Below are 11,972 nucleotides of genomic sequence, written 5' to 3'. Positions count from 1 at the left end.
GACGAAGGTCGTTGTCGTCTCCTCCAGCTCAGCGGTCGGCGACCGCACCCGTACGCCCACGACCCACGCGCCGCACGAGCAGGGGCTGGATGCTCACTGCGAAGAGGGTGAGCGCGAGGAACAGCGAAGCGCCGACCAGGCTCCAGCGGGTGAGCGTCGACAGGCGCTCCTCGCTGAGGACGAACGCAGCGATCCCGGTCACGATGCTCACGAGCGTCAGCGCCGTGAGGAACGTCACCACTGCGCCCGTCCTCGCAGCGATGCGGTTGGCGACGTTCTCCCGAAGGCTGCGGTTCAGCTCGTCGACGACCGCCACCTTCTCCTCCACGTCTGCCTGCAGCTCGGCCACCCGCCACGTCGACACGTAGGTGTTCCACGCCGTCGTGTGCACCGGGGTCTGCGCGTTGAGCACGTCTCTGTGCTCGTAGAACAGCTGCCGCGCATGCCCCTGCGTGTGCGAATCCTCGCCGAAGGCCTGCGACGCCGTCGACAGCCGAACGATCTCGTCGTACAGCTCGTCGTCCGCCTTGGTGATGGCAGCGATCCATCGCTGGTAGTAGCGAGCGACCGGCAACAGCATCGACTGCTGACCAGGCGCGATCTCGATCGAGATGCCGTTGGCCGGGGCGGCGTACCTTCGCTCGTCGGAGCTGATGTCCACCAGGTTCTGGTCGAGGGCATCCGAGTACATGGCCCTGCCGATGTCATCCACCGACGCCGCACACGGCTCGGCGTCGATGTGCACCAGACGGTGGCGGCCGACGTAGCGCACCTCGACATCACCGATCGGTCCCGAGACCGCCGGGCCTCCGTGCTCGGGTCCAGAGAGCCTCCGCTCGACTGCATCGAGGAGTGCCTGCGCGTGCGATCGCAGCGCCTCGTCGAGGTGGCCGAACGTGGTCGCGTCGATCCACTGCTGTGCCTGTTCGGGCGAGATCGCCCCAGGGAGATCGGGCTTCACAGAGGCCACGATCACCGCTGTGCCGTCGGCCCAGACCAGGAGCTCGAGTTGCGCTTCGACATCAGCGACCGCACCGGCTCGAGCGTCGACGGCGGCGTCCTTGGTGAACCGGAGGAAACCGACCGGGAGCCGGGTCGTACCGACGGAGTCCTTGTCCCACACCCGCGGCTGCACATCGAGACCGCTGCGTGAGCTGGTCCGCAGGTCCGCGTAGCTCTCGGGGACTCGAACCTCCCATCCGGCGATCTCCTCGCCGAGGGCCGAGGCCGTCTCCGCCTGCTGCCTTCGGAACGCACCGGGTGTGCGGGGCACGTCGAACTGGATGCCGGTCGTGAGACCGCACACGAAGTGGAGGCGGAGCCTCTGGATCGTCGTCGTCAAGACTCGCCGTCGCCCACCGCCGGGCGCCAGAACGTGACCAACAGGGCCAGGGCGCCGCCGAAGCCGGCGGCGAGGACGATCCAGAGGCCGTCGCTGCCGGGGACGGGCTGGAACAGGTCCAGGGCCTCGTCCAGCGACCAGCTGCCCGGACCGACGACGCCGAGGGCCACGCCGGCGGCGATGAGGGTCATCACGTACTCCCAGCCCTCACCGGGCCGGAAGATGAAGAAGCCGTTGCCCCGGTGGTTGGTGACCAGCGCCACGGTCATGGTGCCGACCACCGCGGCGGCGCCGAGCGGGGTGAGCAGCCCGAGCACGAGCGAGGCACCGGCGGCGAGCTCGGCGACGCTGGCCAGCCAGGCGTGGAGGATGCCGGGCTTCATGCCGAGCGAGGCGAACCAGCCGGCGGTGCCCTCGATCTTCCCGCCCCGGAACACGTGGTTCCACCCGTGGGCGAACATCACCGCGCCGATGGCGCAGCGGAAGACGAGCAGGGCGAGGTCGACGGCGTCCTGGTCCATGGACGACGAGCCTCCCACGCGGCTCAGCGCGAACCTAGGACCACCACTTCGAGAGCACGTCGGCCGAGGAGCGACGGACGTCCACGTCGTGGTGGACCTCGACGTCGGCGACGTCCTCGACGTCGTGGGCGCCGCCGGCACCCACCAGCACCCGCTCGCGCGCTGGTTGGCGGGCGGGCTCGGGCTCGGCTCTCGGGTGGCCGTTGCCGTTGCCGAGCTCGACCGGTTCGGCCACCGGCGCCGGGACGGCGACGTCGGAGGCCTCGGGCTCGCGCTCGTCGTCGCGCTTGTTGGCGTAGGTGTCGACGTACTCCTGGCCCGAGAGCTTGCGGATCTCGAACATGACCTCGTCGATGAGCTGGCGCAGCACGAGGCGGTCGTCGGCCCGATCCCGGTACCGGGTGACGTCGATGGGCGCACCGATGTTGACCTGGCAGGACCGGAACGGCTGGGGCAGCGCAGCACCAGCCGGCTGGATGCGGTCGGTGCCGCGCAGGCCGACGGGGATCAGCGGGGCACCGGTGCGCAGGGCGAGGCGCGCCGGACCGGTGTGCCCGCGGTGGAGCCGCCCGTCGCGCGAGCGCGTGCCCTCCGGGTAGATGCCGAACAGCTCACCGCGCTCGAGGACCCGGGTGGCGGTGTCGAGGGCGCGCTGGCTGGCGCTGCCCCCTTCGCGGTCGATGGGGATCATGCCGATGGCCGGGAAGATGTGGCGGGTCTTCCACGAGTCCATGTACTCGGCCTTGCCGACGTAGCTGATCCGGCGGGGCAGCACGACGGGCAGGACCATGGAGTCGAAGAACGAGATGTGGTTCGGGCAGAAGATCGCCGGGCCCTCGGCCGGCACGTTGTGCGCACCGGTGACGTTGATGCGCCAGAGCGCGTGCATCAGCGGTCGGATCAACCCCCTGGCGACCGGATAGAGCTGTCCGTACTCGCGGTCGTCCCCCATGGGTCGGAACGTACCAGCGAGAACCCGACCTGCGTCGGCAGATCCCTCAGCCGTCGGGCGAGAGGCGGACGCCGAGCAGCAGCGCAGCGGCCGTGACGTCGGCGCCGGCTGCCGACGCGACGTCGATCGCCTCGATGGCGCCGGGGGTGTCGAGGTCCTCGTCGAGGTGGGCTCGCACGGTCTCGAGCACGGCGGTCCCGTCGCCTCCGGCCGCGGCGCCGGCGCGCCAGCGTGCGAGGCGATCGGCGGCCGCGGGCATGAGGTCGTCGTGCCACTCCCACCCGTCCCGGTAGTGGTGCTTGACGACGGCGAGGCGGATGGCCATGGGCTCCCAGTCCTCGCGCAGCACCGACACGAAGACGAGGTTGCCGAGCGACTTGGACATCTTCTCGCCGTCCATGCGGACCATCGCCTGGTGCATCCAGTGGCGCACGAAGGGCTCGCCGGTGGCGGACTCGGACTGGGCCGCTTCGCACTCGTGGTGCGGGAAGATCAGGTCCGCTCCCCCACCGTGGAGGTCGATGGTGGTGCCGAGCTCGCGCAAGGCCAGCGCCGAGCACTCGATGTGCCAGCCGGGCCGGCCCGGACCCCACAGCGAGTCCCACGAGGGCTCGTCGGGCAGGGACGGCTGCCACAGCACGAAGTCCAGCGGGTCACGCTTGTTCGGGTCGTCGACGTTGCCGCCGCGCTCCGCCGCGTACTCGAGCATCGTCGCCCGGTCGTAGCCCGACACCTGCCCGAACCGCTCGTAGGTGGAGATGTCGAAGTAGACGGCCCCGCCGGCCTGGTAGGCGTGGCCCCGCTCGAGCACCATCCCGATGAACCCGCGGATGTCGGCGATGGCCGAGGTGGCGCGGGGCTCGCTCCACGACGGGAGCATCCCGAGGGCGATCATGTCGTCGTCGAACTTGGCCGTCTCGGCCGCGGCGAGGTCGAGGTAGTGCACGCCGATCTCGCGGGCCCGGCCGAGGATGGAGTCGTCGACGTCGGTCACGTTGCGCACGCAGCGCGTCTCGTGGCCCCGGTCGCGCAGGCGGCGCTGGAGGACGTCGTAGCCGACGTAGGCGGCGGCGTGGCCGAGGTGCGTGGCGTCGTACGGCGTGATGCCGCACGTGTACATGGTGACGACCTCGCCCGGCTCGAACGGGACGATCTCGCGCCGCGCCGTGTCGTAGAGCCGCAGCTGGCTCACGTCGCGTTGGCGTCCTCGTCGGCGTCGCTGCCGGCAGCCACCGCAGCGCGGGGCGGCTTCTTGGGAAGCCCGGTGAGGCTGTCGGGCAGCCCGTTGAACTTCACCGCGACCCGCGTCTTGTAGCGGACGTTGAGCTGGAGCAGCACGGCCGTGAACGACTCGATCGGGGTGGACTGCGACAGCTCGCCGGCGTCGAGGGGCCGCATGTTGGGGATGGCCTGGATCAGCTCGGTGGTCAGGGCCGTGGCCTCCTCGTGGTCCGAGCAGATCAGCACGTCGGTCTCGATCGGGTGGTCGAGGTCGCCGAGCTCCTTGGCCGGCACGTGGTGGAACGCGCCGGCGACCTTGCAGTCGGGCACCACGGCCTGGATGCTGGCGGCCACGCTGCCCCGGGGCGGGACCAGCGGCTGGAACTCCTTGCCGATGCGGGTGAGCGCGTTGGCCATGGAGATGACGACCTTGTGCCCGAGCTGCTCGCGCACCGAGGCCGCGGTCTGGGTCGCGCCGTCCCACGGGGTGGCGATGACCACGACATCGGCACCGGCGGCCGCGGCGTTGTCGCCCGCCTCGATGGCCAGGGTGCGATCGGGCCACTTCTCGAGCAGCTCGTCGACCTTCTCCTTGGCTCGGTCCGCCGATCGCGACCCGATGATGACGTCGTAGCCCACATCAGCGAGGCGTGCCGCGAGTGCGGAGCCGGCCGGGCCTGTTCCTCCGAGGATTCCGATCTTCACGCGGCGGACTCTACCGGTGGGGTCCTCGGCCGAACCCAAACCGGTCCTAACGTGGCGGACCGTGCAGGACCCCCTCGACGACGGCGCGGCCCGACCGCCCCAGCAGCTCTCGCCCGTGCCCTTCGTCGTGGCCCTCGTCGGCGTCATCGTCGTCGCGACCCTCGCCTTCCTGTTCCTCCGGGCCGAGGACGACGGCCGCCTGGTCCGGCCGGATCGGCTGCAGGCCATCGACGAGGACACCATCTCGGCCACGGCCCTCGGGCAGCCGGGCTGCGGGCGCATCGACCGCGCCCAGGTGGACCTGTCCGAAACCGAGGTCCTCGTCGAGCTGGTCGTCGTCGACGTCGAGGGGCCGTGCTCGGACCTGACGGTGGACCTCGTCGCCGAGATCACCCTGCCCGAGCCGGTCGGCGACCGGGCCCTGCGCGCCGGGGTCGGCCGCACCCGACTCCCCTGCACCGACGGCGACACCTCGTCGACGTCGGCCACCTGCGGGCCCCCCGGCTGACGCATCGGTAACGTCGCCACGCACCCCGAGGTCTGGAGACCAATGGGAATCCTCGACGGCAAGCGACTGCTCATCACCGGTGTCCTCACGGACGCGTCCCTCGCGTTCGGCGTGGCCAAGCTGGCCCAGGAGGAGGGGGCCGAGATCGTGCTCACCGGCGCGGGCCGGGCGCTCCGCCTCACCCAGCGCACCGCACGCAAGCTCCCCACCGAGCCCGACGTCCTCGAGCTCGACGTCACGGTGCCGGACCACGTCGAGGCCGTCCGCGACGCCCTCGGCGCCAAGTGGGACCGGGTCGATGGTGCCCTCCACGCCATCGGCTTCGCCCCCGAGTCCTGCCTCGGTGGCGGCTTCACCGAGGCGCCGTGGGAGGACGTCGCCGTCGCCATGCAGATCTCGGCGTACTCGCTCAAGACCATCGCCGACGTCGTCGTGCCCCTCATGCCCGAGGGCGGCTCCATCGTCGGGCTCGACTTCGACGCCACCCAGGCCTGGCCGGCCTACGACTGGATGGGCGTGGCCAAGGCCGCGCTCGAGTCGACCTCGCGCTACCTCGCCCGCGACCTCGGTCCGAAGAACGTCCGGGTGAACCTGATCGCGGCGGGCCCGATCCGGACCATGGCCGCCAAGTCGATCCCCGGCTTCTCGGCGTTCGAGGACGTGTGGGACGACCGCTCCCCGCTCGGCTGGGACGTCAACGACTCCGCCGGCGTGGCCCGCAGCACCGTGGCGATGCTGTCGGACTGGTTCCCGCAGACCACCGGCGAGATCGTCCACGTCGACGGCGGCTACCACGCCATAGGTGCGTAGTGACCGCTCACGTCCGTGGGTGCTCGGTCCGGCGGCTCCGCCGCCGAGGGCCTGTGTCTCTGGGTCGCCTCGCCTTCGGCTCAGCTCCGGCGGCGCGTAGCCCGTTCCGCTACCGCTGCCAGATCCAGCGGGGGTTGGCGACCCGGAGCTTGTCGACGACGGACTCCGCCATCGCCCGCACCACCTCGTCGCCGCTGAGGCTGCCGTCACGGACGCCGGCGGCGAAGGCGAGGTCGTCGGCCACGCCGAGCGATTGCAGGCGCTCGGTGTGGTCGGCCTCCATCGCCGGACCCATCGTGGCCTCGCGCTCGAGGGTGGCCAGCACGTTCTCGGCGACCCGGCTGTGGAACCCGACCCGCCCCGTGGCCTGCTCGCGCACGTCGCCGGCCACCCACTCGCGCACCGCCTCGAGCAGCTCGGCTGCGGTCGGGCGCCCGTGCAGGCCGGGTGCTCCCCCACCGGTCGGTGCCGGGCGGGCGATCGCCGCGGCGAGCGCGTCGGGCTCGAGCAGCAGGAGCAGGTCGTGCTCGTTCTCGCACACCCGCCGGCCGATGGCGGCCAGCTCCATCGATCGCGACAGACCCTCCAGGTGGGCCCGGGCCTGCATGATGCACATGATCCCCCACTTGAGGGTGCCGAGGACCTCCCACCACAGGACGACGTCCCGGTCGACGGGCCGCCCGGACGCCGCGGCGTACGCGTCGAACAGCTGGTCGTAGGGGCCCACGCCCGCCACCGGCTCGTCGCTGCCGAAGCGCCAGGCCCGGGTGCACAGCCAGCCGAGGTCCTCCATCGGATCGCCGATGTGGGCGAGCTCCCAGTCGATGACCGCCTCCAGCCCATCGGGTCCGACCATGAGGTTGCCGAGGCGGAAGTCGCCGTGGACGATCGCATCGCCGCTCGAGGGCGGCCGGTTGGCCTCCAGCCACCGGAAGGCGTGCTCGAAGGTGGGGTGCGGGTCACCGAAGTCGTCGAGGACCGTGCGGTACTGGGCGACCTGGTCGGTGCGCTCCAGGCCGGGCACCGCATCGGTCGGGACCCGGTGGATCGCGGCCAGGGCGCGGCCGCAGTCAGCGGCCAGGCGGTCGCGAGCGGCCGCGAACTCGTCGTCGCGCAGGATCTTGCGGGCGATCGTCTCCCCCTCGACGAAGCGGGACACGAGGTACCCGGCACCGAGGGTGCCCGGTTCGCCGGACGCGCTGACGAGGGGCGGGACGGGCACGCCGGCGTCGGCCGCAGCCCGCAGCATCGACGCCTCGGTCGCCATTGCACCGGTGCGGGGTGACCCGGTCCGCTCCCGCTGCAGGATGAACCGCTCGCCGGCGGCCTCGAACGCCCACGTCTCGCGCGAGGCGCCCCCGGTGAGCCGGCGCAGGCCGCCGACCTCGAGGTCGGGGTCGTCCAGCTCCGTGCGGAGCAGTTCCTGGAGGCGGTCGGCGAGCTCGTCGGGCGTCACGCCGGGGATCCTGCCAGATCCGGCAACAGCGGTTACCAACTTCGGGCGAGTTCCGAGGCCCTACTGACGGGACCTACCCGCAGGCGGCTCGGGTCGCCGGGTAGGGGTTGACGGGGCCGCCGTGGTTGGGGTGGATCTCGAAGTGGAGGTGGGGCATGCCCCGGGCGTTGCCGGTGTCGCCGACGTAGCCGATGACGGTGCCGGCCGACACCCGGCCGGATGCGCCGTACCGGGACAGGTGGGTGCCGTAGTAGTAGTGCCCGTTGTCGCCCGACAGGTGGAACGACAGGCCACCGATGGAGTTGCCACGGTGGCTCACCGTGCCCGACACCGGGGCGACGACCGGGACGCCGGTGCGCGCCATCATGTCCACGCCCTTGTGGGAGCGTCCGCCGGAGCGGGGGTAGCCCCAGGAGTCGATGAAGGAGTGGGGACCGGCCACGGGGCAGACCATGCCGCCGCCGCTCGAGGTGGTCGGGGCGGGCGCCGGTGCCGGTGCCGGCGCCGGGCTGCGCGTGGCGGAGCCGGACGAGGTCCGGCCCGCGGCCTGCGTCGCCCGTTGCTGGGTCTGGGCCTCCGCCGCGGCGCGCCGCTGCGCCTCGGCCTCGGCGGCACGGCGGCGGGCCTCCTCCTCGGCACGGCGCTTGGCCTCGAGCTCCTCGAGGCGCTTCAGCTCGGCCTGGACGTCGGCGAGGGCCCGGCGCAGCGACTCGATGCTGGCCTCCTGCTGCTGGCGCTTGGCGGCGAGGGCAGCGCTGGCCTCGTCGAGCTCGGCCTTGGCCTCGGTGAAGTCGTCGATCGTGTCGAAGGTGCCCTGGCTCACGTAGCGGGCGAGGGCCTCGGCCTTGACGCCTTCGTTGATGTCCTCGGTGGTGAGCAGCGGCATGTCGCCGCTGGAGGTGTACCGCTCGACCACGAGCTCCTCCATCGAACCCGACAGCGAGGCGAGGCGCTCCTCGGCCTGGGTGGCCTTGGCCTCGAGCGAGGCGATGTCGCGCTCGATCGCACCGAGGGCCGACTCCGCGTCGGAGACCCGGCGCACCGCGTCCTCGGCGGCGGCACGGGCGCGCTCGATGTCCGCGGTCTGGGCGCCGGCGGCGGAGGGCACGGCGAGGGAAGCGGCGACGGCGAGGGTCACCACGAGGGGGGCGAGGAGGCGGTGGAGCATGGTGGGGACAGCTGGCAGGGCCGACTGGCCAGGCTACGACCCGGTTGCAGATGTTGCAATCCGGTGACGGACGGCTCAGGCCGACGGGAGCTTGTCGCTCTCGTCCACGATCTCGCCGACCAGCTCCTCCAGCGCGTCCTCGAGGCTGATCAGGCCCACGGTGCGGCCCTGGGCATCGGCCACGATGGCGAGGTGGACGCGGGCCTTCTGGAGGGCGTGGAGCACGTCGTCCACGATCGTGTCGTCGCGCACGATGGGCAGCCGGCGGATCTTGCCGAGCGGCAGCGGCGCGGCGCGCCCCGCCTCGGGGATCGTGAGGAGGTCCTTGGCGTGGAGGAACCCCAGCACGTCGTCGAGGCCGCCCTCACCCACGACCAGGAGACGGGTGTGCCCGCTGCGCACGACCTCCTGCTCGGCCTCGACCGCCGTGGCTCGGCGGGGAACGAACCCGATGCGGTCGCGCGGCACGACCATGGGCCCGATCGGTGCCTCGCCGATGGCGAGGGCACCGCGCAGGATCTGGTCCTGCACGTCGTGGATCAGGCCCTCCTTGCGGGACGCCGAGACCATGTCGGCCAGCTCGTCGGAGGTGTGGCTGTCGGAGATCTCGTCGGCGGGCTCGGCACCGAGCAGGCGGATGATGCCGTTGGCCAGCGCGTTGAGCACGACGATCACCGGACCGAAGATCCGCATGTACAGGCGGTTGGCCCAGTCGAGCACGAGCACGGTGCGCTCGGGCTCGGCGATGGCGATGTTCTTGGGCACCATCTCGCCGAGGACCATGTGGAGGAACACCACGATCGACAGCGCGAGGCCGAAGCCCACGGTGGTGGCCACGCCCTCGGACACATCGACCCGGTCCTGCAGCAGGTCCTCGAGGGCGTGGGCGATGGCCGGCTCGGCGACGTAGCCCAGCAGCAGCGAGCAGATCGTGATGCCGAGCTGGGCCCCGGCCAGCTGGCGGGAGAGGTCCTTGATGGAGTCCATCGCCCGGGCCGCGGCCTTGCTGCCCTCGTCGGCGAGGGCCGAGAGCCGCGTGCGCCGGCTGGCCACGAGGGCGAACTCGACGGCGACGAAGAACGCGTTGGCCGCCAGCAGCAGCACGCTGGCGATGAGGGCGGTGACGTTCACCGTCCGCTCCCCTCGACGAGGAGGACCGCGGCGATGCGCATCCGGTCCATCTCGCGGACGACGACCTTCCAGTCGCCGTGGTCGAAGGCGTCGCCCTCCTCCGGGACCCGACCGAGGGTGTCGAGGACGAACCCGGCGAGGGTCTCGAAGGGCCCGTCGGGCAGCTCGAGGCCGCAGGCGTCGAAGACCTCGTCGCGGTGCAGCCCGCCGCCGAGCACCCACTCCCCCGGGCGCTGGACCCGGGTGAGCGGCGGCGCCGCCCGGTCGTGCTCGTCGTCGATCTCGCCGACGATCTCCTCGAGCACGTCCTCGAGCGTGATGACCCCGGCGGTGCCGCCGTGCTCGTCGACCACCACGGCGAGGTGGGTGGCCTGCTCGCGCAGGAGCACGAGCAGCACCGACAGCTGCATCGTCTCGGGCACGACGAGGGGTTCGGCCATGACGGCGCGGACCGACGTGGTGCCCCGCTGCTCGTAGGGGACGGCGAAGGCGTCCTTGACGTGGCTGACCCCGACGATGTCGTCGAGGTCGCCGTCGTACACCGGGAAGCGGCTGAAGCCGGTGGTGACGGCACGGGCGGTGAGGTCGGCGACGGTCTCGTCCACGGCGACCCCGACCGTCTCCAGGCGCGGCACCAGGGCGTCGACGGCGGACTTCTCCGAGAAGCGCACCGCCCGGGTGAGCAGGTTCACCGAGTCCTCGTCGATCGTGCCCTCCTCGCCCGAGGACCGGAACAGCAGGTCCAGCTCCTCCAGGCCCCGCACCGAGCGGAGCTCCTCCTGGGGCTCGATGCCGAGGCGGTGGACGACCCAGTTGGCGCACCCGTTGAAGAGGGCGACCACGGGCTTGACGACGACGCCGTAGACCCGCATGACCGGGGCGAGGAAGTAGGCGGTGCCGGTCGGGTAGGCGATGGCGAGCGACTTGGGGACGAGCTCGCCGAGCACCATCTGCACGGTGGTGGCCAGGGCCAGGGCCACGGCGATGGACACCCCGCGCCCGCTGCTCTCGCCGACGACCGCGGCGACGGCCGGCTCGATGACGGCCGCGACCGTCGGCTCGGCGATGAAGCCGAGCACGAGGGAGGTGATGGTGATGCCGAGCTGGGCGCCGGACAGGTGGTACGAGAGCCGGCGGAGCAGCTTCTCGGTGACCCGCGCCGCGCTGCGACCCTCCTTGGCGTGTCGGCTGACCCGGCCACGATCCACGGCCACGAGCGCGAACTCGTTCGCCACGAACGCGGCGTTGGCGGTGATGAGGACGGCGACAGCGACCAGGCCGAGTGCGGTTCCGATGGGGCACAGGGTACAAAGGCCCGATGCCCACCGAGCCACCGACCGAGGCACCGTCCGAAGCCCTGGCCGAGGCACCGGCGGCGGTGGTCGAGCTCGAGGCCGTCGACGTCGCCGTCGACGGCGTGCCGGTCCTCACCGGACTGGACTGGACCATCCGCGCCGGCGAGCGGTGGGTGATCGTGGGACCGAACGGCTCGGGCAAGACCACGCTGCTCCGGCTGCTCTCGTCCTGGCTCCGACCGTGGTCCGGTCGAGCGGTCGTGCTCGGCGAGACGCTGGGGCGCACGGACATGCGGGCGCTGCGCCGGCGGGTGGGCTACACGAGCCAGGCGCTCACCGACCTGCTCCGCCCGACGATGACCCCGCACGAGGTGGTGCTGGCCGCGCCGAACGGGGCGCTGGAGACGTGGTGGCACGCCTACGGCGACGACCAGCACGCCGACGCCTCGGCCCAGCTCCGGCTGTTCGGCATCGACGCAGAGACCGAGCACCGCCCGCTGCGCACCCTGTCCTCGGGTGAGCGCCAGCGGGTGCTGCTCGCCCGGGCCTTCACCGGCCGTCCCGGCATCGTCATCCTCGACGAGCCGACGGCGGGCCTCGATGTGGGCGGGCGCGAGGACCTGCTGCGGCGGCTCGACGCCGCCGCGGACACCACGGCCGCCCCGCTCGTGCTGGTCACCCACCACCTCGAGGAGATCCCGGCGGCCTTCGACCGCGTCGTGCTCCTCGACGGCGGCCGCATCGTCGGGCTCGGCCCGGTGGCGTCGCTGCTGACCAGCCAGCGGCTGAGCGACCTCTACGGCGTCGCCCTCGACGTGGCCTGCCGCGACGGACGCTGGTCGGCTGTCGCTGCAGGTTGACGC

At 72.1% G+C, this 11,972-nt stretch carries 12 protein-coding genes; 3 read left to right on the top strand and 9 right to left on the bottom strand.

The window, feature by feature from the left end; genetic code table 11:
- Positions 1-28: 28 nt before the first annotated feature.
- From RGQ06_RS15655 to npdG, 5 genes are read right to left on the bottom strand one after another with little or no spacing between them, the layout of a single operon-like run.
- Positions 29-1,342: a hypothetical protein gene (locus tag RGQ06_RS15655; protein WP_432429540.1), complete on the bottom strand. Its 1,314-nt coding sequence runs from the start codon at positions 1,340-1,342 to the stop codon at positions 29-31.
- A complete protein-coding gene (locus RGQ06_RS15650) occupies positions 1,339-1,863 on the bottom strand; it encodes a DoxX family protein (RefSeq protein ID WP_432429541.1) in 525 nt (174 codons plus the stop codon). The genes RGQ06_RS15655 and RGQ06_RS15650 overlap by 4 nt, the downstream gene beginning before the upstream one ends.
- A gap of 34 nt (positions 1,864-1,897) precedes the next feature.
- A complete protein-coding gene (locus tag RGQ06_RS15645; RefSeq protein WP_432429542.1) occupies positions 1,898-2,815 on the bottom strand; it encodes a lysophospholipid acyltransferase family protein in 918 nt (305 codons plus the stop codon).
- 46 nt (positions 2,816-2,861) lie between these two features.
- The gene (locus RGQ06_RS15640) at positions 2,862-4,007 is read right to left on the bottom strand and encodes a cysteine--tRNA ligase (RefSeq protein ID WP_432429543.1); all 1,146 of its coding nucleotides are present in this window, start codon (positions 4,005-4,007) and stop codon (positions 2,862-2,864) included.
- Positions 4,004-4,741 carry an NADPH-dependent F420 reductase gene (npdG, locus tag RGQ06_RS15635; protein ID WP_432429544.1) on the bottom strand — a complete coding sequence of 246 codons (738 nt, stop codon included), beginning with the start codon at positions 4,739-4,741 and terminating at the stop codon, positions 4,004-4,006. The genes RGQ06_RS15640 and npdG overlap by 4 nt, the downstream gene beginning before the upstream one ends.
- 61 nt (positions 4,742-4,802) lie before the next feature.
- Between npdG and RGQ06_RS15630 the strand changes: the two genes are divergently transcribed.
- Both RGQ06_RS15630 and fabI read left to right on the top strand, forming a co-directional pair.
- Entirely contained in the window at positions 4,803-5,249 is a 447-nt protein-coding gene (locus tag RGQ06_RS15630) for a hypothetical protein (protein ID WP_432429545.1), read from the top strand.
- Positions 5,250-5,291: 42 nt separating this feature from the next.
- Positions 5,292-6,059 carry an enoyl-ACP reductase FabI gene (gene fabI / locus RGQ06_RS15625; RefSeq protein ID WP_432429546.1) on the top strand — a complete coding sequence of 256 codons (768 nt, stop codon included), beginning with the start codon at positions 5,292-5,294 and terminating at the stop codon, positions 6,057-6,059.
- A gap of 109 nt (positions 6,060-6,168) precedes the next feature.
- Here fabI and RGQ06_RS15620 read toward each other — a convergent pair whose 3' ends face one another.
- The 4 genes from RGQ06_RS15620 to RGQ06_RS15605 form a co-directional block, all read right to left on the bottom strand.
- On the bottom strand, positions 6,169-7,515 hold the full coding sequence (locus RGQ06_RS15620; protein ID WP_432429547.1) for a phosphotransferase family protein: 1,347 nt from the start codon (positions 7,513-7,515) through the stop codon (positions 6,169-6,171).
- Between the two features lie 73 nt (positions 7,516-7,588).
- Positions 7,589-8,683, bottom strand: coding sequence for a murein hydrolase activator EnvC family protein (locus RGQ06_RS15615; RefSeq protein ID WP_432429548.1), 1,095 nt, complete (start codon positions 8,681-8,683; stop codon positions 7,589-7,591).
- A gap of 75 nt (positions 8,684-8,758) precedes the next feature.
- On the bottom strand, positions 8,759-9,814 hold the full coding sequence (locus tag RGQ06_RS15610; protein WP_432429549.1) for a hemolysin family protein: 1,056 nt from the start codon (positions 9,812-9,814) through the stop codon (positions 8,759-8,761).
- A complete protein-coding gene (locus RGQ06_RS15605; RefSeq protein ID WP_432429550.1) occupies positions 9,811-11,148 on the bottom strand; it encodes a hemolysin family protein in 1,338 nt (445 codons plus the stop codon). Before RGQ06_RS15605 ends, RGQ06_RS15610 begins: the two co-directional genes overlap by 4 nt.
- On the opposite strand from RGQ06_RS15605, the gene RGQ06_RS15600 reads away from it, so the two are divergent.
- The gene (locus RGQ06_RS15600; protein WP_432429551.1) at positions 11,133-11,969 is read left to right on the top strand and encodes an ABC transporter ATP-binding protein; all 837 of its coding nucleotides are present in this window, start codon (positions 11,133-11,135) and stop codon (positions 11,967-11,969) included. The genes RGQ06_RS15605 and RGQ06_RS15600 overlap by 16 nt on opposite strands.
- Positions 11,970-11,972: the final 3 nt, after the last annotated feature.

Source organism: Salinilacustrithrix flava (genome assembly GCF_041228405.1).
GTDB classification, from domain to species: Bacteria; Actinomycetota; Acidimicrobiia; order Acidimicrobiales; family Salinilacustritrichaceae; genus Salinilacustrithrix; species Salinilacustrithrix flava.
The sequence above is the reverse complement of the archived record's forward strand: the minus strand, read 5'-3'. Positions and strand labels throughout refer to the sequence as shown.